Below are 24,183 nucleotides of genomic sequence, written 5' to 3' on the forward strand. Positions count from 1 at the left end.
GGGAAGAAGCAGGAAAAGGAGGACGGCGAGGGTGCGGATTTTCATCATCCTTACATTTTCCACATATCCCCTCTCCTCCGCAAGGGACGCGCTCACCCACGCGCCGCGCCGCAGTGCCCCCGCGGGCGGAGGCCGGAGCTTGACAGGGAAAGGCCTGCGAATTATGCTATGAATGCATGTCCGGGGAGAACGCGATGGAAGGACCGAAGTTCACGCTCAAGAATCTCGTCAAGGCCGATTATGCCAAGGTAGCCCGGGGAGATGCGGCCCTGGGGGCCTCCAGCTGCTGCGGCACCGGGGAGGAGGCGTGCACGCTCCGGGAGGCGGGCAAGCTCCTGGGCTACAGCGACGAGGAGCTGTCCCTTGGCCTGGGAGAGGCCAACCTCGGGCTGGGCTGTGGAAACCCCCAGGCCATCGCGGAATTGTCCCCGGGGGAGGCCGTCCTGGACCTGGGAAGCGGCGCGGGTTTCGACGCCTTTCTCTCGGCCATGAAGGTAGGTAAGCAGGGCAGGGTCATCGGCGTGGACATGACCCCGGAGATGGTGGGGAAGGCCCGCCGAAACGCGAAGAAACTGGGGGTGCACAACGTCACCTTCCGCCAGGGCGAGATAGAAAGCCTCCCCCTCGGCGACAGCGAGGTGGACGTCATCATCTCCAACTGCGTCATCAACCTTTCGGAGGACAAGCCCGCCGTTTTCCGCGAGGCATACCGCGTGCTCAAGCCCGGCGGGCGCCTGGCGATAAGCGACATCCTCCGGGGAGGGGAGCTTCCCGGCCACGTCCTTGGCAACCCCTCGGCCTACAGCGGGTGAATAACGGGCTCGGTCTCCGTGGAGACCCTGACCCGCCATCTCTCGGAGGCCGGCTTCCGGGACGTGGAGATCCTCGACAAAGAGAACAGCGAAGACATCATCCGGAGATGGAACTTCGGGGAAGGCGTCGAGAAGGCCGTCTTCTCGGCTTACATCAAGGCAAGGAAACCCTGAGGCGTCGGTGCTCGTAGCCCTGCTGACGGCGGTGCACGTGGTCCTCGTGGTCCTCTGGATAGGGGGCGTCGGTTTCGTCACAATCATCGTTTTCCCCATGCTCATGCGCATGGAGGGCGACCTGGAGATGGTCCTCATGTTCCACCGCCTCGAGAGCCGATTCGCCCGGCACGCCAAGGCCTACGTGTGGCTGACCGGCATAACCGGAGGCCTCATCCTCTATCTGACCGGCAGATACGCCGCGCTGTTCCGCGTGGAGTCCCTGGGCATCCTGGTCATGCTGGCCGCGTGGCTTTTCTACCTCCTGGTGCTTACCTTCGAGAAGAAGATATTCGGAAAACTCTTTGCCAGGCCCGAGGAAAGGGACATGAAGAAGGTCTTCAGGTTTCTCACCGGCTTTCACTGGGTGGTCCTGGGCATAAGCCTTCTGGCCGTCCTCGTGGGCGTCTGGCAGGGACACGGCGGAGGGTTCTCATGATACGCCCGAGGAAAAAACCCGTACGCCTCTGGGCCCTTCTCGTCCCTGCCCTTTTCGTCCTCATGGCGTGCGCCACGCCCAGGGGCCCGGTTACGCTTACCCTTGAGGAGCGCCGGATAGAGTCCACCCCCGGAGGGGTCCGGGTCCTCTGCGGGGACGACCGGGGCGTCACATCGCAGCAGGCCACGGTCGGTGTGCCGGAGGCGCACGGGCTCGCCTATGTCAGAAACATCGTGGACGCCAGGGCCGCGGAAGGCGTGGTCGGCAGGATATACACCTGGCCGGGACGGGAGGAAAAGCCCCTGGTCGTTTCCGGCATGGACAGGTTTCCCGCCATCCTCCGGGCCGACGTCATCCGGGTGCTGACACGCGCGGGCTACGAGGTGACGAAGCCGCCCTTCCCGCCGGATGCCGCGCCCCTTGTCATCGACATCGAGCTGGTCCGGGCCTGGGTGCAGTCCGCCGCCCAAGAGGAAGGCATGCGCGAGCCCATCAAGGCGACCGTCGTGTTCCGGGCGACGTTTCTGGGGAATGACCAGAAGCGCGTGACGCGCCGCTATGCCGGCGAGGCCACCAAGGATGCCTTGTACTACTCCCGGGGCACCCACGCCGAGCTGTTGAGCGTGGCCTACTGCCAGGCCCTCAATCTCTTTGCAGGTTCCCTCGCCGAAACCACCGGGAGGCAGCCCGGCCCGTAGCCCGCGACTCCTGTCACCTTCGGCTTTTTCGGCCACGGCGCTTTTTCCTTGATGACAGGCCAACTCCGAGCTGAAAGGGTCGCCCGCCAGGGACGAAGGGAGGCAGCCGCTGCCCCTTTAGCGATGGACGAGCAGGCCGATGTACTTGTTTATGGGGTTGCCCCTGGCAAGGAAGGGCAGAACGGGCGGTTTTCTCCGGCCCAGCTTGTCCATCTCGCTCAGGAGGTCGCGGTTCTCGGGGTCGGACCGGAGGCCCCGCTTGATGGCGTCTACGGCCTCCTTCTTCCTGCCCGCCGCGAGGTATGCCCTCCCCAGGTTCAGGTAAAGGGTGGGATAGAAGAACTCCTGCCCGAAGGGCACCTGCTTTTCCAGAGCGCTCATGGCCGTGGTGCACATCCGGATGCCTCTTTCATGGTCCTTGTCCACCACGGCCGTCAGGCACCCGAAATAGGACAGGAGAAAGGGGTCGCCGGGATAGCTCTCCAGGGCCTCCTCCAGGACCAGGAGCGCCTTCCTGTTGCTCCTGCGCGCCAGCAGGCTCCTGACGCTCCGGACATAATCGGCGGGGGCCTTCTGCTCGGGCTTTCGGGTGCTCAGCTCTTGGAGGACCTGGTCGTTATGCTTCTTGAGGAGGCGCCCGATGGCCACTGTGTCCGAAGCGCTCACCGTGTCATAATCATGCCTTTTTGCGGATATCGTCTCTCCGTGGTAATAAACGCGGGTAACGATGCGCACCTTGTTGAGACCGACGCTCTCGGAAACCACGGTGTAGGTCTCGTTGCCCACGCGCGCTTCCGCGCTCAGCCTTCTCTCTGTCATGACTCCTCCGTCTCTCCCGACTGCACGTTCGTACAGATGTCCCCGATAAAGGCCATTTTACAAATGGAAACCAGGAAAAAGTAGGTTTCAAATCACAAAAAACGGATTCTTCCGGCGGCTGCCGCCGGGGGGTCGGCCTTCCGTTGACATTCCGCCGGACCTTCTGCTTACATAATGCTCATGATTGCCTCGGCAGTGGCTTTCCTGGTCCTTCTCAACCCCTTCGCCCTGTTCATATACCTTCAGCCCGTCATGCGGGAGCTGAGCCGGAAGGACTTCATGAAGGTCCTGTTCAATGCGTCCGTCGTCTCGCTGCTGATATTCGAGTTCTTCGCCGTCGGGGGAGAGTTCTTCTTCGATAGAATTCTTCAGATTCGGTTCGAGGCCTTCCGCATCTTCGGCGGGGTCATCATCTTCTCCTTTGCCTTCATGTACATCATACACGGGCGGCGGTCCCTCATCGACATGAAAGAGGACCTGGACGACCTCGCCTCCGAGATAGCCCTTCCTTTCATGATAGGGGCCGGCACCATCTCGCTGAGCATCCTCATGGGACACCATTTCAGGCCGGTGAAGAGCTTCGTCCTTCTCGCGGTGATTCTCTCTCTCAATTACCTCATCATCCTCGGGCTCATGTACGCGCGGCAGCAGTTTTCCACGCAGCTCAAGGTGGCCTTCGACAAGCTGATGGAGACCTCCCTCAGGCTCAACGGCTTCTTCGTGGGAGCCATCGGGCTGAACATGATAATTACGGGCGTGAACAACCTGTACTTCTAGCGACGGCTTAAAGGACGACTTTCTCGCCCCGGCCGAAGTGGCGCACCCCGCCCTCCCCGGCCACGACCACGTCGGTGGCAAGGTCCAGGAAAAGGCCGTGCTCCACCACCCCGGCCCTTCGCTCAAGCCGCACGGCGAGCCCCCGGGGGTCGTCCATGGGCCCGAAGTCACAGTCCAGGATGAAGTTCCCCTGGTCCGTCCTGAAAGGAGCCTCCCCTTGCCTGAGTGCCGCCCGCCCCCCCAGGGAGCGGACGAAGGCGGCCTGCCCCCGCCATCCGAAGGGGACCACCTCCACCGGAACCGGGTGCCTCGTGCCCAGGCGCGGGGAGAGCTTCCCCTCGTCCACGACGATAATCTCCCGCCGGCTCGCCTGGGCCACGATCTTCTCCCTGAGGAGCGCTCCGCCGCCCCCCTTGATGAGGCCCATATCGGGGGAGACTTCGTCCGCTCCGTCTATGGTGAGGTCCAGCTCCGGGTGCTCGTCGAGACCGCCCAGGGGAATGCCCAGCCCTCCGGCATGCTCCTGGACCTCCTCGGAGCACGGCACGCCCACGATGCCCGTGAGCGCCCCTTCCTTGAGAAGGCGTCCCAACTCCTCCAGGGCATACCAGGTGGTGCTCCCGTGCCCCAGGCCCACCCTCATCCCGTCCCGGACGAAGCGCACCGCGTAGCACGCCGCCTCTCTCTTGAGCTCCTCCGTTTTCCTCACGCGGTCCCCTCCGCCCGGCACCGGGGGTCGGGCAGGCCGAGGTCCCCCCGGACGAGGAGGCTCACCGCCGGGCAGCCCCCATGGCAGCGTCCATGGATGGAGCAGCCGCGCCTGGGGCAGGGGTTTCCCCGGAAATGCCTGAAAAACCGCAAAACGGGATGGCCGAGGAGACGGTCCCATCCGTCCCTCAGGATATTTCCCAGCGCGAACTCCGGGAACCGGGAAAGGAGATAGCACGGGTAAACCGTCCCGTCGGGCAGCACCGAGAGCTTCGTGGTTCCCGCCGGACAGCGCACATCGGCGGGGAACCCTTTTTTGTCCGGCGAAAGAAACCCGCATGAGACCCCCTCGACGTTGCCGTAGGAGGCATTAAGGGCCCGGACCTCCGCCAGAAAGCGGGGATAGGGCACGCTCCAGGCGAGGTCCTCCGTGGAGAGTGCATCCGGGTAGATGTAAAAGAAGCGCACACCCGGCATCCGCAGATAGGGACGGACGGCCCCGGGAACGCCGCCTCCGGGGTCACAAAGGCTTTTGAGCATGGGTTTTTCCTTCATCACGTACGCGTCGAGGGCCGGAGTAACCGCCTCTCCGTTCATCGATATTCCCACCCTGACCCCCCTCAGTCCGGCCAGGACGTCCACCCGGGTACCGTTGGCGCTCATCGTGGCCCGCATTTGCCGGGAGCGAAGGAGGCCGGCCATCCCGTGAATATCCCCGTGAAGGGTGGGCTCCCCGCCCAGGATGTCCACCTCTCTCACCCCCGCTCCCGCAAGCCGCCCAAGAAGGGCATCGAAGTCCGCGAGGGCCATATCCTCCATTGGGGAAAGCCCCCGGTTGAAGCAGAACCCGCATCTGCGGTTGCACCGGAGGGTCACAAAGACCTGCACGTACTCCGGAGCGCGGATACAAGCCGACATCATCTTTATACGGTAGCACACGCGGTCCCCGGAGGGAATAACGCCGGGCAGCAGCCCCCCGGCCGGTTCCCGCACACCCAGCGGCTAGGGCCCGGAGGCTTCCGCGGACCCGGCCCGGAGCTCTTCGATGAGCTCTTCGTACTTTTCCTGGATAAGGGAGCCGTCGAAGTCCTGGAACTCATCGAGCATATGGCCCTGCTCCTCCCGGGAGAGGTACTCAAGGGACGGGTAGAAGAAGTGGTTGTCCTCCTTGTTTATGTGGGAAGGATAGAACTCCCTCAGGGCGTCGATGTACGTGAGGACCTCGTCGTATGCGGCTTCATCCCCCGCGGCATACCGCGCGTTGGCCTGCGCCATGCGTTGCACGGTCTCGCGGGCGTATCGGTGCTCCGCGATGAGGTCATCCATCATCTCCCTGTGCTTTCGGGAGAGCGGCTTTTCCCGCAGGGCCTCGAAATAGATATCTTCTTCCTTCCCGTGGTGGCAGCGGTCGGCGTAGGTGCGGAAGAAATCCGCCACCCCGGCCACAAAAGCGGGGCGGAGGCGTCCCGGCTTGCCCTTTTCCCCATCTATAAGGGCGAGCATCCTCTCTATCCTCCGATGCTCCGCCATGAGCGGCCCGATGGGCTTCATTCAGCTCGGCTCCTTCTCCCCGATGATAGTGAAAATCTCCCTCCCCACGCAACCCGCCCCGGCGCCCGGTTCTTGACCGGGGAGGACGCCTGTGCTAAGAGAGGAGTTGTGAACGGCTCCGGGAGGACGGCATGCAGGAGGTGACCTTCTTCGTCTTTGCCTTTACCTCCATCTTTGTCATCGTCAACCCGGTGAGCGCCCTTCTGACCTTTGTCTCCCTGACCGAGGGAATGGACCTTCGGGAGCGAAACGCCGCGGCCCGCCGGTCGGTGGTCACGGCCTGTGTTCTGGCTCTGGTGTTTGCTCTGGGCGGGGAGTTCATCCTCCGGATGTTTCACATCACGGAGGATAACCTGAGGGTGGCCGGCGGGGCCCTTCTTTTCATCGTGGCCGTGGACATGCTCCATGGCAAGCTCTCCCGGGAGAGCGTCACCCCCGAAGAGCTGAAGGACGCCTCCCGGAGGCGGGACATATCAATCTTCCCCCTGGCCACGCCCCTTCTGACCGGCCCGGGAGCCATAACCGCCGTCATCGTGCTCATACACACCGCGGAGAGGCTGGTCCTGAAGCTCATCGTCCTGGGAGCCATCCTGGCCACCTTTGCCATTGCCTACGTCCTTTTCAGGTTTGCCGAGAGGGCACACCGCCTTCTTGGCGTGACCGCCTCTCTGGTTATCACACGCATCATGGGGATTCTCCTCGCGGCCATCGCCGTTAATTTCATGGCCGAGGGCATATGGAACATCTACAAGGCCTTTTCAGGGTAGCGGTACAGACGAGGGGTCCGCTTTTGCGGCAAGCGGGGCGGGGTCTCCCCTCCGCGAAGTGACAACGGCGCCCGCTTTATGTAAACTCATAGGGGGGCGTTGCGGGAAACGCGCCCGAATTATCGGAGGGGAGGCTGCCGGGAAGTGACCATCCGGAAGAAGATGCTCCTGGGGTACCTGCCCCTGAGCGCCCTCATCATCCTTATCGCCGTCCTCTCCCTCGTCTACGTCGGGAGGATGCGGGGCATCAACGAGACCGTTATCACGAGGGACCTCCGGCTGGTGGACGCCACGGAGAAGATGCTCGACAGCCTCCTTGCCCAGGAGCTTTATGCCAGCCGGTTCGCCATCCTGAGAAACCCCGAGATGCTGACGACCTTCTGGGAGAGAAGCGCCGATTTCGAGCACCGCCTGAAGGCCCTCAAGGAGCTGCCCGGAGGGGACATCCCGGTACGGCACATATCCGACCTGCACGCCGAGTACAACGCGCACTTCGTTGACGCCATCGGCACTTTCGGGGCAGAAGGCAGGGGAGAGAAGGCGGCGGAGCACGAGCGACTCATGAAAAAGACCCAGGAGGAGCTTATCCACCTCCTGAAAGACGTGAACCTCACGGCCCGCCTGAGCCAGAACAGCAAGACCCGCGAGACCGCACGCATCGGCGGACTCGCCCTGAGGGTCATGTCGGTGCTCTCCGTCCTGGGAATCCTCGTCGGCGTGGGCTCGGCGGCACTCATCACGCGGGGCATAGTCCGCTCCGTGCGGGTCCTCCGGGAGGCCACCAACCGCGTGGCCCAGGGAAGATTCGAGCAGGTGCCCCAGGTGCACGGCAGCGACGAGCTTGGGGAGCTTTCCCGGGCCTTCGGCGAGATGGCCCGGAGGCTCAAGGCCCTGGAGGAGATGTACCTGGACACGAGCCCCCTGACCCGCCTGCCCGGGGGCATCGCCATCGAAAACGTCCTGAAGAAACGCATCGAGGGCGGCGGTCCCCTGGCCTTCTGCCTCCTGGACCTGGACGATTTCAAGGCCTTCAACGACCGTTACGGCTATGCCCGGGGAAGCGAGCTCATCAAGGGCATGGCCCAGATTATCGAGGAGGTCGTGGATGAGCTGGGCAGCGATGACGACTTCGTGGGCCATATCGGGGGAGACGACTACGTCATCATCACCGACCGGGAGCATTACGGCAGGCTCTGCGCGGCCGTCATCCAGAGGTTCGACGCTTCCATTGCGGAGCACTATGACCCCCTGGACAGGGAAAGGGGGTTCATCATAAGCAAGACCCGCCAGGGCCAGAGGTTGGCCTTTCCCCTGATGAGTGTATCCATCGCCGTGGTCACGAACAAGGTGCACAAGCTCGTCAATCACATCCAGGTGGGGGAAATCGCGGCGGAGCTCAAGGAATACGCAAAGTCCATCCCCGGAAGCATCTACGTCGTGGACAGGCGGCGTGAAGACGCCAAGACGGGCGTCAAAGAGGTCCCGTGAGCAAACGGGGGATTCTCTTGCTGCTCGGCATAACGTGCTCCCTCATCCTGGCAGGCTGCGTATCAGTCATAGAGGGCCACTCTCCGGCGGGCGCGACGTATCTGCTTCCTCCCGGCCAATGCGAGGACATCCAGCCGGCGGACTTCCCCGCCAGGCTCAAAGACCTCGAGGAGGACATCGGCAAGGCGAAAACGGAGACAAGGCTGGCCCGCCTTCATCTGAGGCGGGCGGGCCTTCTCCTGCATCGCGCAAACCCTTCTCCGGATTACGAACAGGCCCTCAAGGAGCTCCAGGCGTATCTGTCTCTCGAGCCCGAAGGGGACACGAGCTGCGAGGTCAGAAACCTGGCCGCCCTTCTCTCCCTCTTCCTGGATGCCAGGAAGGCCCAGGTGAAGGCCGAGGCCAGGGCGGAGCAGCTACACAAGGACGTGGAAGGCCTCACCCGGGAGAAGGCCCGCCTGGAGAAGGAGCTTGCCGAGGTCCGCGAGAGCCTTCGGAAGCTGCAGCGCCTGGACCTCCAGATGGAGGAAAAGAGGCGTCAGATACAGTAGCCCGGCCTCAAGGCGCCGCCCCGGCCGCGAAAGGCGAATGAAGCAGCCTTTCATCGAGACGCCGGGGGCGGAAAACCTCTCAGTATCTTATCCACTATCTTTCGTATGTCCTTCTGGGTGGCGTCTTCACCGAGCTCGCCGTGTGCGGTCCCCCGCCAGACGAGTTCCTTCTGGTCCGCCCGAACGATATCCACGACGAGAGTGGCCACCCTGTACTTGTAGACGTCCACCCCGCTCCGGTATTCGTAATACCCGGGGCCGCTGTACGCGAAGGGTTCGGGACGGCCCCAGAACGGGCGGCGATGCAGAAAGGCCGGGTGTTCGTAAAAACCGGGACTGTAGGCGTATCCGTACTGCTGGACGTCCACCCTTTGTTCGGTTACTGCGTGAAGGGCGACGAGAAAATCGGGGTTCTCGGTGACGCGTCTGTATCCCCTGGCCTCCAGGTCCTGGTTCACCGCGAACCTCATGCCCTTCATCAGGAGAATCGTGTCCTCCTTCCCCTTCTCGCTGATGGGCATGAAGCTATAGGTTTTCAACTGCCCGTAATTCACGCCCGGGTCATACCGGTAGGAATAGTCCATGCCGGCGCAGCCCCAAAGAAGAAAGGCGGCCCAGAAAACGACAATACCTTTTCGCATAGGGCTCTCCTCTCAGAAAGGACTCTCTTGCCTCACTGTATCAGAAAAAGGACGACGAATATAGGCCCCCCGGGCGGACCGGGTCACCGGCCCGGAAGCCACGACCATCTGCTGACCTTGCGCACGTCGCACCCGGCATACCGGCCGCTTCTGAGCGCATCGAGAAAATTCTCCTCCGTCACCTCGTCCGCAAACTCGGTGTAACAGGAACCCACCTCATGGGGAGCATGGGCGTCGGAGCCTCCGATGAAGGGCAGCCCCAGGGACCGCGCTGCCTCGATAGCCCGCAGGTTCATGTGATGCGGGTTGGCTCCGTTATAGCCCTCCAGGGCGGCGATGCCGGCCAAGGTCTTCACCGTCTCCCCCGCTCCGCTGCCGCCCCTGTAAGGGTGCGAGGGGACGGCCGCTCCGCCCCGTTCGTTGACGGCGGCGACGAGCTCCCCGAGAAAAGCTCCCTTTATCGAAAGCCCGTCGGTGTCGACGCCGAAAACGAGGCAATGGCCCTCGGCGGCGGAAAACTCCACTCCCCTCAGTATCCTTATGGAGCCTGCGTACTTTTCCCTCAGCCGTTCGGCGTACTCCGACGCCCCGTAGGAGTAGTGCTCGGTGAAGGCGATGCCGTCAAGTCCCCTGGCCAGCGCCTCCTGCACCATGTCCTCGGGGTCGGCGGAATTGTCGCCGCTGTGTCTCGTATGAACGTGCAGGTCTATCTTGAAAGGCACGAGATGTTCTCTCCGCACTTCTCGTCTTATTATACGTCAGGGCGCGGGGGCCCTCCGCAGGGGAGCCGAAGGCCAGGCTGCTCTCCTTCCGGCACCGCTTCTTCCGGCCGGCCCCTACTTGGAACGTTCTCCCGTCTCCTCGAAGAGCTTGAGGTACTGGCCGTACCCCTCCTCCTTGAGCTTTTCCTTCGGGATGAACCGGAGGGCCGCCGAGTTCATGCAGTATCTCTTCCCCGTGGGAGGCGGGCCGTCGTCGAAGACGTGGCCCAGGTGGGAGTCGGCGTGCTTGCTTCGCACTTCCGTGCGCACCGTGAAAAAACCGTAGTCCTTTCTGTAGACCATATTGTCCGGCTCCAGGGGCTTGGTAAAGCTGGGCCAGCCGGTGCCAGATTCGTACTTGTCCAGGGAGCTGAAAAGGGGCTCCCCGGAGACGACGTCCACGTAAATGCCTTCTTCCTTGTTGTCCCAGTACTCGTTCTGATAGGCGGGCTCCGTGCCGTCCTTCTGGGTCACCTTGTACTGGAGCGGCGTGAGCATCTTCTTCAGCTCCTCGTCCGAAGGCTTGGTGTACTGTTTGGTTGCCTGCTCTTCGTTTTTCATGGTGCTCTCCTTCTCTGCAGCCCGCACGCCCGAAATGACAAGCGCAAGGACAAGGGCCAGACACCCCGTCACAACCGTTCTTGCCGTCATGCGTCACCTCTTACTGACCAGTGGTTTTATACATGCCATTGAAGCTTGAAACAATGCTTATTTCATGCCAGGTTGGCGGCATCGTCATATCAGCCGTTTCATGCGCGGAGTAATATTTCGAATTCATGCACATTTTTCTCTAAACAGAACGCCACCCCGCGCGGCAAGCCGGGACGGGGGCCTCATCCCCTATCTCTTTTGTAACAGACCCCGGAGCGGTTGGCAATCCCGGCCCGGAAAAAAGAGTAATGACAAGGGCTTCCGAGCTCCGCCTCCATGTCCCCGGCGGCCCCGGCCTTCCGGCCCGAAAAATGACGCTCCGAGAAAAGCGAAGGAAGCCCATAGCGTAGCACTCAGGAAATGTGTTTAGACCCGTATTTTTTACGAGGGACGGTATGGTATAAATAACCGAGCCGAATTCAGGCGCGGACGGCAGAGAGGTGAGAGAGACAGAGCCCGCTCGATGAACTTTTTCGATTCCTCGCTCCAGCTTCCGCTTTCCCTCGTCCTGGTCGCCATGGGCTTTCTTTTCCGGCTGAAAGCGGCGCGGGCGCGCTGGGCGCTGCTTTCCCTGGCGGTACTGCTCCAGCTTCGGTACTTATTCTGGCGGGGCGCCTTCACGCTGGACGTGACCACAGGTGTGGGCTTGGCAGTCACCGGAGTGCTGTTTCTGGCGGAGCTCTACGGCCTTTTTCAGAACTTTTTCTTCTATTATCAGGCCGGCCCCCGTGCCCCGGCGGCTCCGGCAGGCGAGGGAGGACACCTCACGGGCCACCCCACGGTGGACGTTTTCGTCACCATCGTCAACGAGCCCCTCTTTATCCTCAAGCGGACCCTGGTGGGCTGCCTGGCCCAGGACTACCCCCCTGAGCGATTCACCGTGCACGTGCTGGACGACGGGGGACGCGACGACGTCCGGGAGCTGGCGGCCTCCCTCGGATGCGCCTACCTCCGCAGGGGGGACAGCTCCCACGCCAAGGCTGGCAACCTCAACCACGCTCTGAAGCACAGCCGCGGGGAGCTGGTGGCGGTCTTCGACGTGGACCACGTGCCGGTGCGCGATTTCCTCCTGCACACCGTCGGGCATTTCTCGGACGAGAAGGTGGCCTTCGTGCAGAGCCCGCATCATTTCTATAACCCCGACATCTTCCAGAAGAACCTCCGCCTCGAAGCCGACATCAGCAACGACCAGGACATGTTCTTTCGGGTCGTACAGCCCGGCAGGGACCGCCACGACAGCGCTTTTTTCGCCGGCAGCTCGGCGATATTCCGGAGGAAGGCCCTCCAAGACGTCGGCGGGTTTTGCACGGCCACGCTGACCGAGGACCTGCACACCAGCATGCTCCTGCACGCCCGGGGCTGGAGGTCCCGTTACGTCAACCGCGTTCTTTCGGCGGGGCTCAGTCCGGAAAGCCACGCCGCCTATCTCAAGCAGAGGGAACGCTGGGCGACCGGCGCCACGCAGATTCTCCTCCGGGACAACCCCCTGTGCAAGGGGTCCTTGAGCCGTGCGCAGAGGACGGACTATCTGGGCTCGATATACTACTTCTTCCACGGCTTCCCCCGCCTGGCCTATCTCGTCGCGCCGCTGGCCTTCCTGCTTTTCGGCGTGCCGCCGCTTCATGCCAGGCCCCTGGACTTCCTGCACTATTTCTTCTCTTATTACGTCGTCTCCCTGTTTCTCCTGGCCGTGGTGGGCCGGGGCTACCGCAGGGCCTTCTGGTCCGACGTCTATGAGACCATGATGTCCTTCTCCCTGTGCAAGGCCGTCCTCAAGGCCTTCGTGCCGTCGCGGCGACGGACGTTCCACGTCACGCCCAAGGGGGAGGCCGGGCCCCTCAAACGCCAGTGGCGGTCTGTCCTGCCCCACATGGCGCTGGCCGGAGCCCTGGCCCTGGGAATCGCCCTCAACCTCCACCACAGGCCCCATGACACCGCGGCCTTTCTGATAAGCGTCTTCTGGGCGGGAGTGAACGCGGTCTTTGTCACCCTTGCCATTTTCGCCGCCCTGGAGAAGCCGCAGAGAAGGCGGCTCCTTCGCCTGCACAGGCGAATCCCCTGCGTGGTGGCCGGCAAGCACGGGGAGGTCGGCGGTGAGACACGCGACCTGAGCGAACAGGGCGTATCGGTGCGCCTGGGCGGCGGGTTGCACTTCAGGGAGCCCTCGGTGCTCGTCGAACTGAGAAGCAGCTACGGGGAGGTCACGCGCGTGAAGGGCCTTCTCAGGCGGCAGGAGCAGGTGGAGGAGGGGCTGGAGGTGGGCATCGAGTTTCGGGACGTGGACGAGGAGACCTCGCGCTCCCTGGTGCGGCAGATGTACAGCCCCACGGAGAGCTGGCAGGAGCCCGAGGGCGCCCCCGGTGGGTTCCTCCAGGACCTGCGCGTGCTGGGGCGCGCCCTCTGGCGCCCCTGGAAGAAAGACCGGGCCGCCCGGCGCCTTCATCCGCGGCAGCCCCTTGTCAGGCCCTGCACGCTCACCACGGCGGAAGGGGCGGAGCCCCTGCCGGCCAGGACGCTGGACGTCTCCCGGACGGGCCTGGCTCTCAGGCTCAGGTCAGCCGGGGGATGTCCGGAAGTCCTGAGCACCGTGCGGGTGGAGTTTGACGGCATGGAGGTCGAGGCCACGGTGATGGCCAGGGAAAAGGGCCTGCACCCCACGCTTCACCTGAGGGTGGAGCAGGTGGCCGCGGGAAGCACGATATGGGAGGAGCTTACCGCCTGGCCCTTCCCCGCCCCCAAAGCCGGAGTAGTCCCCGCCGTACAGCCTTAGAACCTGTGGTAGTACTCCAGGCGAAAATAGGCCGAATCGGGGACGCCGTCGTTGTCGCTGTAGCCCGAGGCCAGGGCGTAGGACGACCGTTGACCCGGCTGCACAAGCTCCAGCACCGCTCCGACCTGATAGGCACTGTAGTCCTGGTTTCCCTGGCCCACGGCTTCCACCCCCGCGCGTAACTTGCTTTTCCGGGGGAACCAGGGCAGCTCCCGGGTGAGCCTCACCCGTCCCCACAAGCCGTCCCCTATGGAGGTGTAACTGCCTATGAAAGCCAGGGCCACCTTCTCCGTAAGGTTTCTGCCGCCCACAAGCTCCGCCGTCACCCCCGCCTGGCCTCCCTCCACCTCGGCGTCCGGGTCCCTGGGGTCCAGGTCGGTGCTCCGGTAGTCCAGCCCTCCCGTGAGCACCAGGTAGGTTCCCGGCCTCGAGTATTTCACCCCGGCCTGGAGCTTCACGTCCGGGGCTTCCGCCTCTATCTCCCTGCCCAGGGAGTCGTATCGGTACCGCAGGTACTGGACAAGGAACTTCGCCGTCCAGGCCCAGCGCTCCTCCCAGGGCCGGTCCACACCGCCGCCCACATAGGCCGAGCCCTGCCCTTGGGTATCAAGGGTAATGCCCGTATAAACCTCGGCGCCCCAGGACGAGACGGCCCCCGCCGCCCGAGGCAGCAGGAGCAGGGAGACGAGCACCAGAAAAGGGATTCTCCTCATCGGCCATACCTTCCCCGCATTCGATTGCCGAAAGACGGCACGCCCCGGCTCAGCGGGAGCCCTCTAAACTACCACACCCGCGGGCAAAGGGGAATAGAAAAATCGTGGGCTTGCGACCGAAGACATGGACGCGCACGGGGCTGTGGAAAGTGGCTTGACGGGCTTGCCCGGCCAGCTCTCCGCTGCCGCGCGACCGGGGCGGGGGCACGAGAAAATCCCCTCGCTTAGAACGAGAGGGCTTTGGAGATTGCCTAAAACCTTATTCCGACGTTCCCGGTGAGCATGAAGCCATCGAGGTTAGCCTCGAGGGGTGCGCCGAAGACCGTGAAGTCGGCCTGGCTTGTGAAGATGTACTTCCCTTCCAAGCCGAAAAAGAAATTGGGAGACACGTCCGCCGTAAGGCCCGCCAGGATGTGTCCGCCCACCACCACGTCGTTGTCGTCGTCAGAGGCAGACAATCCTGAGGCAAGGTCCGTCAATTTCACATCCGCCGTCACAAAATAAAGGCCTCCGCCCGCCCCGACGTAAAATTGCGCGGTGTTCATGGGAGCTATGGCCTTGAGCGTGGCCGTCAGGGGCACGGCCCAAACCTCGTCCTCCTCCCTTATGCCCGAAAATGTCACATCGGCTTCACTCTGAAAAAACCCCACGGCACCCTCCAGAGCCAAGTATGAGCTGAAGCTGTGCCCCAGGGCGACCTCGGCGTTTATCCCCGCGTCGAAATCCAGGTCATCCAGGTCCCCGGTGGGAAAATAGGCCCCTACCTTGCCCGTCAGATAGTTGGGCGAGACGTAGTAGGGCTGCTCGGCAAAAGCAGGCGCGGCAAGGACGAGAAAGGCACCCAGAAACAGAGAGATGAAAGCAAGGCGTCCCATGGCGTTTCCTCCTTTTGGTTTTCCCTTATGACGAAAGGGAGACCACAGCGAAAGTGTATAAGGCCCCGGGCATCGATGTCAACGCAAAAGATTCCGCAGTCTTTTCCAGGACCTGGGCGTGCATTACTCTGCCCGCGGCCTCCCGATGCGGCCGTGGGCAAGCCCCAGAAGGGGCGGCAGCGCGACCAGGGTGCAGACAATCAGAAAACCCATGCAGAGGCTCAGGAGAATGCCCATGCTGGCCATCCCCCGGTGAGACGTGGAAGCCAGGCTGATGAAGCTCAGGATAGTGGTCAGGGCGCTGAAAAGCACCCCCCGGGCCGTGCTCGTCCTGAGCATGTTGAAGTCGCCGGACTGCTCGACCTGGAACCTGTGGACGAAATGGACCCCGTAGTCCACTCCGACGCCGAGAAGCAGGGGGATGACTATGATATTGGCGTAATTGAAGGACACGCCCAGGAGCACCGAGGAGGCGATGGTATAGAGGATGGCCAGAAGCAGGGGGAACAGGACCAGCCCGGCGGCCAGCACGTTCCAGAAAAGCAGCAGGAGCAGCACGGCGATGCCCCCCAGGGCCAGGAACGTGGCCTCCTTGAAGGAGGAGACGATGGCCCTCCCGGTCTCCACTATCACCACGGGGGGGCCGGTGACCTCGGGGGATATGCCGCGCGCCGCGGAGACGAACTCCTTGAGGTTATCGATGTGCGAGACGTCCTTTTCGGGGAAGACCTCCACCCGGTACCGCCCGTCCGGCGTGACATAACGGCGGAGGAGCGCCGGGGGAAGGTCCTCCTGACCCACCCTCCGGGCCCCGAGGGACGTTCTCAGGTTCTCAAGCGCCGGGGGAAGGTTGCCAAGGAGGGCCTCCTGCACCTGTCCGAAGGCCCGCCCGGCATCCCTCCCATCGAGGCTTCCCTGAAAATCCTCCAGGGCGTCCCGGAGGCTTAAGGCGGCTTTACGAAGGGCGGCATCCGCCCCTCCTCGGGCGAGAAAGCCGTCCAGAGACTCCCTGAAAGAGGATAAGGCCTTTTCGTACTCCCCCATGGACAGGCGCGTGATGCTCCGGGGAACGGGCGGCATGAAAAGGGACATCTCCGAGATGGTCTCCAGCTTCTCGGCCTGCCGCTCCGGGACGAAATCCACGACCGTGACCGCCCTCTTCACCTGCTCGCTGCCCTCGAACTGCCGCGCGAGGGACGCGGCCTCCTTCTCGCTTCGCGCCACCACATCGGCGGTCCAGGGAGCCAGGCCGGGCTCACGGAAAAGCTCCTTCATGGCCATGACGGACTCCGCATGGGGGTCGTAGAGGTTGAGGGGATTGTAATCGAACCGGGCCCGGGGAACGAAGACGGCGGCCCCCAGCCCGAGGACCACCACGGCAATGATTATCCTCCGCGAGTGCCGGTAGGGGAGCCGGGAGACCTTCTCCGTCACCGAGACGAGGTAGCCCTCCCTCTTCCTCCGGAGGCGCATGAGGGCGAGCAGGGCGGGCAGGACCGTGACGTTCACGAAGAAATTTATGAACATGCCCGTCCCCGATATCAGGCCCAGCTCCGAGACCCCCGCATAAGCCGTGGGCACAAAGGCGAAAAAACCCACCGAGGTCGTTACGGCGCAGAGAAGGAGGCTGTTGCCCACCCCCCGGGCCGTCCCCTGCAAAGCCTCGTCCCGGCCCTCGCCGGCCCCCCGCAACTCCTGGTAGCGGAGACAGGTCTGGATGCTGTAGTCGATGCCGAGCCCGATAAAGAGAACCGCAAAGGTGATGGATATGATGTTCAGGCGGCCGACGAAGAACAGGGCAAACGCGGTCGTCAGGATAAGCCCGGTGAGGAGGGCCAAAACGCTGGCCAAGACAAGCCGCCACGAGCCCAGCCCCGCAAAGAGGGCCATGGTCACCAGGAGCAGGGAGGCAAGGGCCGCAAACCCCGCAGCCCGCCGGACCACCAGGAGGTTCTCCCTGGCCAGGGCCACGTCACCCGTAAGGCTCACCGTGAGGCCCGGCGTATTCTTGATATCCCGTATCGCCTCGTTGACGGCCCGCATGGCCGCCTCGGCCGGCATCAGCTCTTGCTCGTCCAGGACGGGCTGAAGGACGAGCATTTCCCTGGCGGCGCCGGACGGGGCCTCCCCGTCCCCCAGGAGCCTCTCCCAGGAAATGCGGCTCGGCCGTCCCGCGGCAGCCTCCCTGAAAGTCCCCGCCATCTTCTCAAGGAGAGGAGAAAGGCCTTCTCCTGCCATGTCTTCGTTCCGCCCCAGCGCCTGCTCGAGGACCGAAAACAGGCCCCTCAGGCTGGGGTCCCTTGCGAGGAGGGCCAGGAGGGCCTGAGACGATGCCAGCCGGTCGGCCAGGTCGTCGAGCTCCCCGGTGCTCAGGTAAAGAAGGCCGTTCCTCCGGAAGAAGTCGTCCCCGCCGGGATAATAGATCGAGCGGAAAAGATGGCTTTTCTCCTTGAGCCTCCCCTCCACGAGACGGGCGGCCCCCAGGGCCGCCTCCGGGGTTTCCCCCTGGATGACCACCAGAAGCGTGTCGCCCAGTTGCGGAAAGGCCCGGTAGAATGCCGTCTCGGTCTTCCGGAAGGGAAGCTCCTTGCTCACGAGCTTGTCCGCATCGGCATCTATCTCGAAATGGCCGACCGTGTAAAACAGGGTGCCCGCCGTAAGGAGCATCGCCACGGCGAGCACGACTGCCGGATGCCTCCCGATGAACGATACCCACCGGGCCAGGAGCGAAGCACTCGCCTGCGTTATTCTTCCCACGGACCTCCACTCACGCTGTCTTGCCAGTTTCTCGCGATTCCGCTAAGATGGGGTAAAGCGAACGGCGACACTCGTCCTATTTTATACACCAAACAAAGGGGATTTCCATGAACGCGCAGAGCACCCGCCTCCTTCAAACGTCCCGGGCCGTCTTTCTGCTCCTGCTTGCCTTGTGCCTCCTCAGCGCACAGGCCACCGCTTCCGGGGCCGAGCAGCCAGAGGACGCATCGCCCGCAAAGGTGGTGCAGAAGTTCAACCAGGCGCTTCTTGCCTCCATGCGCACCGGGAAAGGCGGCTTCGAGAGGAGATACGAGATCCTCAGCCCGGTCATAGAGCAAACCTTTGCCCTTCCCCGCATGGCCCGGATAGCCCTGGGCCGCGACTGGGACAGGCTTACCCGCAAGCAGCAACAACGTTATCTTGAGGCCTTCACCGACTGGACCGTATCGAGCTACGCCAGCCAGTTCGCATCGTACTCCGGGGAGGAGTTCCGCATCGTCTCCTCATCTGCGGAAACCGGCTCCTCCACAAGCGTGGTGAGCCGGCTTGTCGCCCCCGAGGGCGAAGGAAGGGACTTCGACTACGACCTTCGCAAGACCGACGGCGGCTGGCGCATCGTGGACATCAAGATCGGGGGCGTCAGCCAGCTTGCCATGACGCGGGCCCAGTTCCGGAGCGTCCTGAAACGGGAGGGTTTCGACAGCCTCGTGGCCATGCTCGAGAAAAAGGCCCGGACGATGAAGGGAAAAGACCCGACTCCCATCGGCCGAACCGCTCAGTAAAAGTCCACCGGGTCTTTCTTCCTGCGCACCGCCCACCAGAAGGCGAGGTTGCTGGGCAATCCCTGGCCCATGGAGGAGTTGGGCGGCAGAAGGAACCGCCTGAAGATGCCCGGGAGGGAATAGAACCGCCGGTAGCAGTCCCACACCCCGTCCTCCACCTGCCCCGGGGTCATGTTCTTCGGCTGAAAGAGGCACTCCATCCCGAGATAGCGGTCCGCCAGGGGATTGATGATGCGCCCCTCGCGGGCAAGCTCCGCGTACATGGGCGTGCCCTCGCGGGGGGTCACCGTGTTGAAGAAAGCCATGGGGGCCCGCACCTTCCGGAGAAACTCCATCGTCTCGGCGAATATCTCCGGCGTGTCCTCGTCCAGGCCGAACATGAAGTTCAGGGAATAGAATATACCCCTCTTCTCCAGCTCCCGCAGCATGTCCACATGGTCGTTCATCGTGTTCTGCCGCTTGTTGATGGACCGAAGGCTCCGCCGGGAAACGCTCTCGATGCCGATGTTGACGTGATAGACCCCGGCTTTCTTGGCAAGGTCCAGGAGCTCGCCGTCCCGGGAGGTATTTATCGTCCAGAGGCAGCTCCAGCGGACCCCCAGGGGCGCCATGGCCCTGAAAAGCTCCCGGGCGTAATCCCTGTTGCCGGTGATGTTGTCATCCACTATCTGGACATTCCGGGAGGGCATGCTCTTGATATCGGCCACCACTTCGCCCACGGGCCGGTGCCGGTAGGTGCCTCCGTAGAATACGGGCACTTCGCAGAACGAGCACTTGAAGGGGCACCCCCGCGTGCTCTGAAGGGGGATGAACTTCGCGAAATATTTCTTCCAGTTCAGGAGCTCCCACCGGGGCAGGGGGAGGCCCTTGAGGTCATGGAACCCGGCGGCCCTGTAGCGCCGCTTCATCCGCCCCGCCAGGAAGTCCTCGATAAGCTCCGGCCAGACGTACTCGGCCTCCCCCTCCACCACCGCGTCGCAGTGCTCCAGGCACTCCTCGGGAAGGAGCGTGGGATGAAACCCGCCCATCACCACCGCCACGCCCCTTCTCCGGAACTCCCCGGCCAACTGATAGGCCCGGGTCGAGGTGGAGATGGTCGCCGATATGCCCACCAGGTCGTATCCACCGTCATAAGGGATGTCGTCGTACCTGTCGTCCACCAGCTGCACCTGCACCCCCCGGGGCGTGAGCCCCGCCATGTAAGGGAGGGCCAGCCCCATGACCCAGCGCCTCCGGGTCTTGTATGGAGTCCCGTCGCGGTAGGTGGTGGTCGGTTGTATGAGGAGAAGTTTCACGGTTGCCTGCACCTTTACAACAAGATTCTATCAAGCAGGCGCATTATATCAAGAGGACGTTTGATGGAAAAAAACCCATGGGTAAATCCCTCCTTGGGCCGCGAACGTGGACAATTCCGTCCTTTTCTGCAATAATCTCTGAAAAGAGCCCAGGAGGTAATTCGATGCCGCTCGTCCGAAGAGCTTTGTCCCTGCCCGCAGCAGTCCTCATTCTTCTGACCGCCGGCGCCTGCGCACACGGCGGGGGCGCACACGGGACGGCGTCCACGGGGGCCTCGAACGAAATTCTCCTCGCCCAGGTGGGTCCCATGGGCGGCGGCATGGTCTCGCCCCGGGAAGAGGCCCCCCCATCGGAGGAAGAGCTTTGGATGCCCGACCCCATAGAGCCCTGGAACAGGGCCATGTTCACCTTCAACGACCGCTTCTACTTCTGGGCGCTCAAGCCGGCCGCCCGTGGCTACAAGACGGTCACCCCTACCTGGGTGCGCCTTCGCATAAGGAATTTCTTCCGGAACATCGAAGAGCCCGTCAACATCGTCAACAGCGCCCTTCAGGCAAAATTCAAGCGTGCCGGCGTGCACCTGGCCAGGTTTCTTTTCAACAGCACCGCGGGTGTGGCAGGCCTTTTCGACGTGGCCGGGGCGGAGAAGCCCGGCCTCAAGGCGCCCGAGGAGGACCTGGGCCAGACCCTGGGGGTCTACGGGCTCGGAAACGGCTTTTACATCGTCTGGCCTTTCCTGGGCCCCTCCTCCGCCAGGGACATCGTGGGCTGGACGGGCGACCTTTTTCTCGACCCCACCACCTACGCCGCGGCCCCCCTGGTGGTCATAGGCGTTGAGGCGGGCAGCGAACTGAACGACACCACCTTCGTCCTCGGTGAGTACGAAAGCCTGAAGGAGGCGGCCCTAGACCCCTACGTGGCCGTGAGGAACGCCTACTTCCAGTACAGGCTCAAACAGGTCCGGCAGTAGGCTATCCTTCGTCCTCCCTGCTTTTTACTTTCTTCTTGATTCTCTTGACCAGCTCGTCGTAGGAGCTGGAGGCCAGGATGTCCCTGAACTGGCTCCGGTAGTTGTTAACCAGGCTTACTCCCTCGATGACCACATCGTAGACAACCCAGTGGCCGCCGCGCTCGAGGAGCCGGTAGTCCATGGGGATGTCCCGCTTCTGCTCGGAGTCGGACACGACGGTTTGCACCGTGGCGTACCCGTCGTCCACGCGCTCCCCGGTGTAGTGGACCGTCTGGTTGCCGTACTTCTCCACCCTCTTCATGTAGGTGACTTCCAGCAGGTCCTTGAAAAGACGGACGAATTCGTCCCTCTGTTCGGGGCTCAGGTCCCTCCACTTCAAGGCCAGGGAGCGTTTAGCCATCTCGCGGAAGTCGAAGCTCTCCGAGGCCGCCTGCCTCAGGGCGTCCCTGCGCTCCTTCTTGTGCTCGGGTCCGGCAAGGGCCGGATTCTTCAGGATGTCTATGACCTTGTTGATGCTTTTGCGCACCACCTCGGTGGGCTCCCCCGCGTACCCCTGGCCCGCCTGAGCCACCAGGGCCAGGACGAGGGCGACGATGATGGTCCTTCTCGGCGTCACTCCACGCTCCTCCTTCCTCTTACAACGAACCGAATGCGTACTTGGAAATCAGGTCTGTCAGGTTCACGGCCGACTCGGTCTCCCGTATCCTGCCCCCGGGCTCCACGTGCTGCTCGGAAGCCCCCGGAGACAGCTCGATGAAAGCCTCGCCGATGAGACCCTTTGTCTTGATGGAGGCGATGGCGTCCTCCTGTATCTTGACGTCCCTTTGCACGGACATCACCACGCGGGCCAGGTAGCCCTTGGCGAGGCTCACCGTTTCCACGGTGCCCACCGGCACTCCGGCTATCTCCACCTCCGAGCCGTTCCGGATTGCCCCCACGTTGGAGAACTCGGCATAGACCGAATAGGTTTGGGGACCGAAGAGCCCCACGTTGCCGAGCTCGATGGAGAGCCAGGCGAGGGAGGCGATGCCCAGCAGGACGAACACCCCCACCAGCAGCTCAACGTTTGTTTTCTTCATGTACTTCCTCCTTGAGGACCTATCTCACGATTTCCCTTGCGCGCGGCCCTCGCGGCCGCCCGTTATGAAATACCTGACCACGGGGTTTTCGGAGCGCCGTATCTCCTCGGGGGTCCCCACCTCCACGATGGTCCCCTCGTGCATCATGGCTATCTTGTCGGAGATGTCGTAGATCTCCGGTATCTCGTGGCTGATGACGATGCCCGTGTAGCCGTACTTCGCATGGGTCGACTTGATAAGCCGGTGGATGGAGTTCAGTATCACCGGGTCCAGGCCCGTGGTGGGCTCGTCGAAAAGGACGATGCTGGGGCCGGTTATGAGGGCGCGGGCGAGGGCCACCCGCTTTTTCATGCCGCCGGAAAGCTCGGCCGGGTACTTCTCCTCGATGCCCTCCAACCCCACGTCGGCGAGGGACTGATGCACCCTCTCACGGATGTCTTCCTCCGCAAGGTCCGTCTTCTCCCGGAGCGGAAAGGCGATGTTCTCAAAGACCGTCAGGGAATCGAAAAGGGCCCCTCCCTGAAACAGCACCCCGAACTTCTCCCTCATGCGGTCAACCTCCCTGGCCCGGAGGTCGCAGCACTCGGTCCCGTCTATCACGATGCGCCCGCTGTCGGGGCGGAGCAGGCCGACGATGTGCCTCAGAAGGACGGTCTTTCCGCCCCCGCTCTTGCCGATGATGGCCACGAGCTCCCCCTCTCCTATGGTGAGGTTCACGCCCCTCAGGACTTCCTGGCCCCCCAGGCTCTTGCGCAAATCCTTCAAGACAATCACGTTTCCCCCTTAAAGCAGCACCGACCCCATGAAATAGTCCCAGACCAGGATGAGCACCGAACACATGACCACCGCCTCCGTGGTGGCCTTGCTCACGCCGGCCGCCCCGCGGCTGGCGTTATAGCCCTTGTAGCAGGATATCCAGGCCACGATGACCCCGAAGCACAGGGACTTGTAAAACCCGTGCATGATATCCCCCATGTCCACGAACGTCTCCATCTGGGAGAAATAGGTCCCGGACGCAAGGCCCAGGAGCTTCACTCCCACCAGGTATCCGCCGAAGATGCCGATGACGTCGAATATCCCCATAAGCAGCGGGAAGACGATGACGGCCCCCACGAGGTTGGGCACGACCAGGTACCTCAGGGGGTTCAGGGCCATGGAGACCAGGGCGTCTATCTGGTCCGTAATGCGCATGATGCCTATTTCCGCCGTCAGCGCCGAGCCGGCCCGGCCCGTTATCATCAGGGCCGAGAGCACCGGCCCCAGCTCCCGGATGATGCTCAAGGCCACCGCCGGCCCCAGCATCGCCTCTGCGCCGAATTTCGTCAGGGTGTAGAAGATCTGAAGCGCCAGGACCATGCCCGTGAAGGCCCCCGTCAGCAAGATGACCAGCATGGACTTGTTGCCGAAGAACCGCATCTGCCTGAGGAGCATCCGGTACTTGAAGGGCGGGGTGAGGGCGTGATATGCGGCCGATAAGAGAAAAATGAACATGCGGCCCATGGTCTCCAGGAGCCACAGCGTCGTTGACCCTATCGTTCTGAGCAATGTGAGCATGGATTCTCGGCGTTTTCCCCTCCAGAAAGGTTAATCGCGAGCGTGCAAAAAGTCAAAGAAGGCCGCTTCCGCCCGGGCCTTCTTCCTCGTTATCCCCTGTTTTCCGGGATAAACCGGCCTTCCCGGAAAAGGGGCGGAAAAAGCGCGCCATCCGGACGAAAAGGGGGTGAACCCCTCCGGAGCCGTTCTCGGGCAGAGGGGCCGGTCAATTCTCCTCGAGGCCGTATTTCTTGAGCTTTCTCCACAGGGAGACCCTGTCTATGCCCAGTATCTGGGCGGCCAGGGTCTTGTTGCCCCCGGTCTCCCGGAGCACCCACTGGATGTAGGACACCTCCTGCTCCTCCAGCGAGCGGGGCCGCCCGTCCTTCTTCCTGAAAGTCGTGACGTTGAGGGCCTTGAGGTCCTCGGGCAGGTGCGCAAGCTCGATGACCGCTTCGCTGGCCAGGGCCACGCCCCTCTCCACGATGTTCTCCAGCTCGCGGACGTTGCCGGGAAAGTCGTAGTCCATGAG

Annotated in this window: 27 protein-coding genes; 11 read left to right on the forward strand and 16 right to left on the reverse strand. The window is 63.0% G+C overall.

The window, feature by feature from the left end; genetic code table 11:
* Positions 1-194 precede the first annotated feature (194 nt).
* Genes arsM through P8Y39_04585 form a run of 4 tightly spaced genes read left to right on the forward strand, consistent with a single transcriptional unit; the run spans position 195 to position 2,162 of the window.
* Positions 195-812: an arsenite methyltransferase gene (arsM, locus tag P8Y39_04570; protein MEJ2191609.1), complete on the forward strand. Its 618-nt coding sequence runs from the start codon at positions 195-197 to the stop codon at positions 810-812.
* Positions 813-830: 18 nt separating this feature from the next.
* The gene (locus tag P8Y39_04575) at positions 831-986 is read left to right on the forward strand and encodes a hypothetical protein (protein ID MEJ2191610.1); all 156 of its coding nucleotides are present in this window, start codon (positions 831-833) and stop codon (positions 984-986) included.
* Positions 987-993: 7 nt separating this feature from the next.
* Positions 994-1,464 carry a hypothetical protein gene (locus P8Y39_04580; protein ID MEJ2191611.1) on the forward strand — a complete coding sequence of 157 codons (471 nt, stop codon included), beginning with the start codon at positions 994-996 and terminating at the stop codon, positions 1,462-1,464.
* Entirely contained in the window at positions 1,461-2,162 is a 702-nt protein-coding gene (locus tag P8Y39_04585) for a hypothetical protein (GenBank protein MEJ2191612.1), read from the forward strand. The genes P8Y39_04580 and P8Y39_04585 overlap by 4 nt, the downstream gene beginning before the upstream one ends.
* A gap of 117 nt (positions 2,163-2,279) precedes the next feature.
* Here the strand turns inward: P8Y39_04585 and P8Y39_04590 are convergent, their stop codons facing one another.
* Complete coding sequence (locus P8Y39_04590) at positions 2,280-2,981, reverse strand: hypothetical protein (GenBank protein ID MEJ2191613.1); 702 nt, start codon at positions 2,979-2,981, stop codon at positions 2,280-2,282.
* 180 nt (positions 2,982-3,161) lie between these two features.
* Here P8Y39_04590 and P8Y39_04595 point away from each other — a divergent pair, with 180 nt between their 5' ends.
* Positions 3,162-3,758 carry a MarC family protein gene (locus P8Y39_04595; GenBank protein MEJ2191614.1) on the forward strand — a complete coding sequence of 199 codons (597 nt, stop codon included), beginning with the start codon at positions 3,162-3,164 and terminating at the stop codon, positions 3,756-3,758.
* Positions 3,759-3,765: 7 nt separating this feature from the next.
* Here the strand turns inward: P8Y39_04595 and rpiA are convergent, their stop codons facing one another.
* The 3 genes from rpiA to P8Y39_04610 all read right to left on the reverse strand — a co-directional run bounded on the left by rpiA (position 3,766) and on the right by P8Y39_04610 (position 6,017).
* Positions 3,766-4,467 carry a ribose-5-phosphate isomerase RpiA gene (gene rpiA, locus P8Y39_04600; protein ID MEJ2191615.1) on the reverse strand — a complete coding sequence of 234 codons (702 nt, stop codon included), beginning with the start codon at positions 4,465-4,467 and terminating at the stop codon, positions 3,766-3,768.
* The gene (locus P8Y39_04605) at positions 4,464-5,384 is read right to left on the reverse strand and encodes a radical SAM/SPASM domain-containing protein (GenBank protein MEJ2191616.1); all 921 of its coding nucleotides are present in this window, start codon (positions 5,382-5,384) and stop codon (positions 4,464-4,466) included. The genes rpiA and P8Y39_04605 overlap by 4 nt, the downstream gene beginning before the upstream one ends.
* An 84-nt stretch (positions 5,385-5,468) precedes the next feature.
* Positions 5,469-6,017, reverse strand: a complete 549-nt coding sequence (locus tag P8Y39_04610) for a hemerythrin domain-containing protein (protein MEJ2191617.1) — start codon at positions 6,015-6,017, stop codon at positions 5,469-5,471.
* Positions 6,018-6,148: 131 nt separating this feature from the next.
* On the opposite strand from P8Y39_04610, the gene P8Y39_04615 reads away from it, so the two are divergent.
* From P8Y39_04615 to P8Y39_04625, 3 genes are all read left to right on the forward strand, one after another.
* Positions 6,149-6,784 (forward strand): MarC family protein, encoded by a 636-nt coding sequence (locus tag P8Y39_04615; protein ID MEJ2191618.1) that lies wholly within the window; start codon positions 6,149-6,151, stop codon positions 6,782-6,784.
* A gap of 144 nt (positions 6,785-6,928) precedes the next feature.
* A complete protein-coding gene (locus P8Y39_04620) occupies positions 6,929-8,272 on the forward strand; it encodes a HAMP domain-containing protein (GenBank protein ID MEJ2191619.1) in 1,344 nt (447 codons plus the stop codon).
* The gene (locus tag P8Y39_04625) at positions 8,269-8,823 is read left to right on the forward strand and encodes a hypothetical protein (GenBank protein ID MEJ2191620.1); all 555 of its coding nucleotides are present in this window, start codon (positions 8,269-8,271) and stop codon (positions 8,821-8,823) included. Before P8Y39_04620 ends, P8Y39_04625 begins: the two co-directional genes overlap by 4 nt.
* A 50-nt stretch (positions 8,824-8,873) precedes the next feature.
* Here P8Y39_04625 and P8Y39_04630 read toward each other — a convergent pair whose 3' ends face one another.
* The 3 genes from P8Y39_04630 to msrB form a co-directional block, all read right to left on the reverse strand.
* Complete coding sequence (locus P8Y39_04630) at positions 8,874-9,464, reverse strand: DUF4136 domain-containing protein (protein ID MEJ2191621.1); 591 nt, start codon at positions 9,462-9,464, stop codon at positions 8,874-8,876.
* Positions 9,465-9,547: 83 nt separating this feature from the next.
* Entirely contained in the window at positions 9,548-10,204 is a 657-nt protein-coding gene (locus P8Y39_04635; protein MEJ2191622.1) for a PHP domain-containing protein, read from the reverse strand.
* A gap of 96 nt (positions 10,205-10,300) precedes the next feature.
* Entirely contained in the window at positions 10,301-10,786 is a 486-nt protein-coding gene (msrB, locus tag P8Y39_04640) for a peptide-methionine (R)-S-oxide reductase MsrB (GenBank protein ID MEJ2191623.1), read from the reverse strand.
* Between the two features lie 553 nt (positions 10,787-11,339).
* Here msrB and P8Y39_04645 point away from each other — a divergent pair.
* On the forward strand, positions 11,340-13,646 hold the full coding sequence (locus P8Y39_04645; protein MEJ2191624.1) for a glycosyltransferase: 2,307 nt from the start codon (positions 11,340-11,342) through the stop codon (positions 13,644-13,646).
* Here P8Y39_04645 and bcsS read toward each other — a convergent pair.
* The 3 genes from bcsS to P8Y39_04660 form a co-directional block, all read right to left on the reverse strand.
* Positions 13,643-14,359, reverse strand: coding sequence for a cellulose biosynthesis protein BcsS (gene bcsS / locus P8Y39_04650; GenBank protein MEJ2191625.1), 717 nt, complete (start codon positions 14,357-14,359; stop codon positions 13,643-13,645). The genes P8Y39_04645 and bcsS overlap by 4 nt on opposite strands.
* Before the next feature lie 251 nt (positions 14,360-14,610).
* Complete coding sequence (locus P8Y39_04655) at positions 14,611-15,234, reverse strand: outer membrane beta-barrel protein (protein MEJ2191626.1); 624 nt, start codon at positions 15,232-15,234, stop codon at positions 14,611-14,613.
* A 123-nt stretch (positions 15,235-15,357) separates the two neighbouring features.
* Positions 15,358-17,991: an MMPL family transporter gene (locus P8Y39_04660; GenBank protein MEJ2191627.1), complete on the reverse strand. Its 2,634-nt coding sequence runs from the start codon at positions 17,989-17,991 to the stop codon at positions 15,358-15,360.
* Between the two features lie 107 nt (positions 17,992-18,098).
* On the opposite strand from P8Y39_04660, the gene P8Y39_04665 reads away from it, so the two are divergent.
* Complete coding sequence (locus tag P8Y39_04665; GenBank protein MEJ2191628.1) at positions 18,099-18,773, forward strand: ABC transporter substrate-binding protein; 675 nt, start codon at positions 18,099-18,101, stop codon at positions 18,771-18,773.
* Here P8Y39_04665 and P8Y39_04670 read toward each other — a convergent pair.
* Positions 18,767-20,068 (reverse strand): radical SAM protein, encoded by a 1,302-nt coding sequence (locus P8Y39_04670; protein MEJ2191629.1) that lies wholly within the window; start codon positions 20,066-20,068, stop codon positions 18,767-18,769. The genes P8Y39_04665 and P8Y39_04670 overlap by 7 nt on opposite strands.
* Before the next feature lie 164 nt (positions 20,069-20,232).
* On the opposite strand from P8Y39_04670, the gene P8Y39_04675 reads away from it, so the two are divergent.
* A complete protein-coding gene (locus P8Y39_04675) occupies positions 20,233-21,039 on the forward strand; it encodes a VacJ family lipoprotein (protein MEJ2191630.1) in 807 nt (268 codons plus the stop codon).
* A 1-nt stretch (position 21,040) separates the two neighbouring features.
* Here P8Y39_04675 and P8Y39_04680 read toward each other — a convergent pair whose 3' ends face one another.
* From P8Y39_04680 to P8Y39_04700, 5 genes are all read right to left on the reverse strand, one after another.
* Positions 21,041-21,655, reverse strand: coding sequence for an ABC transporter substrate-binding protein (locus P8Y39_04680; GenBank protein ID MEJ2191631.1), 615 nt, complete (start codon positions 21,653-21,655; stop codon positions 21,041-21,043).
* Positions 21,656-21,674: 19 nt separating this feature from the next.
* Positions 21,675-22,118: an outer membrane lipid asymmetry maintenance protein MlaD gene (gene mlaD, locus P8Y39_04685; GenBank protein ID MEJ2191632.1), complete on the reverse strand. Its 444-nt coding sequence runs from the start codon at positions 22,116-22,118 to the stop codon at positions 21,675-21,677.
* Between the two features lie 24 nt (positions 22,119-22,142).
* Positions 22,143-22,892 (reverse strand): ABC transporter ATP-binding protein, encoded by a 750-nt coding sequence (locus P8Y39_04690; GenBank protein MEJ2191633.1) that lies wholly within the window; start codon positions 22,890-22,892, stop codon positions 22,143-22,145.
* 9 nt (positions 22,893-22,901) lie between these two features.
* Positions 22,902-23,672 carry an MlaE family lipid ABC transporter permease subunit gene (locus P8Y39_04695; GenBank protein MEJ2191634.1) on the reverse strand — a complete coding sequence of 257 codons (771 nt, stop codon included), beginning with the start codon at positions 23,670-23,672 and terminating at the stop codon, positions 22,902-22,904.
* 205 nt (positions 23,673-23,877) lie between these two features.
* The coding region (locus P8Y39_04700) for a helix-turn-helix domain-containing protein (protein ID MEJ2191635.1) at positions 23,878-24,183 on the reverse strand (306 nt) is incomplete at its 5' end.

It is taken from the genome of Nitrospirota bacterium (assembly GCA_037386965.1).
Lineage (GTDB): Bacteria > Nitrospirota > Thermodesulfovibrionia > Thermodesulfovibrionales > JdFR-86 > JARRLN01.

What these genes read in the sequence shown, in the direction of transcription:
- arsM (MEJ2191609.1), top strand. Translation starts at nt 195, where the DNA reads ATGGAAGGACCGAAGTTCACGCTCAAGAATCTCGTCAAGGCCGATTAT.
- P8Y39_04605 (MEJ2191616.1), bottom strand. Translation starts at nt 5,384, where the DNA reads ATGTCGGCTTGTATCCGCGCTCCGGAGTACGTGCAGGTCTTTGTGACC.
- P8Y39_04610 (MEJ2191617.1), bottom strand. Translation starts at nt 6,017, where the DNA reads ATGAAGCCCATCGGGCCGCTCATGGCGGAGCATCGGAGGATAGAGAGG.
- msrB (MEJ2191623.1), bottom strand. Translation starts at nt 10,786, where the DNA reads ATGAAAAACGAAGAGCAGGCAACCAAACAGTACACCAAGCCTTCGGAC.
- P8Y39_04585 (MEJ2191612.1), top strand. Translation starts at nt 1,461, where the DNA reads ATGATACGCCCGAGGAAAAAACCCGTACGCCTCTGGGCCCTTCTCGTC.
- mlaD (MEJ2191632.1), bottom strand. Translation starts at nt 22,118, where the DNA reads ATGAAGAAAACAAACGTTGAGCTGCTGGTGGGGGTGTTCGTCCTGCTG.
- P8Y39_04655 (MEJ2191626.1), bottom strand. Translation starts at nt 15,234, where the DNA reads ATGGGACGCCTTGCTTTCATCTCTCTGTTTCTGGGTGCCTTTCTCGTC.
- P8Y39_04590 (MEJ2191613.1), bottom strand. Translation starts at nt 2,981, where the DNA reads ATGACAGAGAGAAGGCTGAGCGCGGAAGCGCGCGTGGGCAACGAGACC.
- P8Y39_04665 (MEJ2191628.1), top strand. Translation starts at nt 18,099, where the DNA reads ATGAACGCGCAGAGCACCCGCCTCCTTCAAACGTCCCGGGCCGTCTTT.
- P8Y39_04595 (MEJ2191614.1), top strand. Translation starts at nt 3,162, where the DNA reads ATGATTGCCTCGGCAGTGGCTTTCCTGGTCCTTCTCAACCCCTTCGCC.
- P8Y39_04630 (MEJ2191621.1), bottom strand. Translation starts at nt 9,464, where the DNA reads ATGCGAAAAGGTATTGTCGTTTTCTGGGCCGCCTTTCTTCTTTGGGGC.
- P8Y39_04615 (MEJ2191618.1), top strand. Translation starts at nt 6,149, where the DNA reads ATGCAGGAGGTGACCTTCTTCGTCTTTGCCTTTACCTCCATCTTTGTC.
- P8Y39_04695 (MEJ2191634.1), bottom strand. Translation starts at nt 23,672, where the DNA reads ATGCTCACATTGCTCAGAACGATAGGGTCAACGACGCTGTGGCTCCTG.
- P8Y39_04675 (MEJ2191630.1), top strand. Translation starts at nt 20,233, where the DNA reads ATGCCGCTCGTCCGAAGAGCTTTGTCCCTGCCCGCAGCAGTCCTCATT.
- bcsS (MEJ2191625.1), bottom strand. Translation starts at nt 14,359, where the DNA reads ATGAGGAGAATCCCTTTTCTGGTGCTCGTCTCCCTGCTCCTGCTGCCT.
- P8Y39_04645 (MEJ2191624.1), top strand. Translation starts at nt 11,340, where the DNA reads ATGAACTTTTTCGATTCCTCGCTCCAGCTTCCGCTTTCCCTCGTCCTG.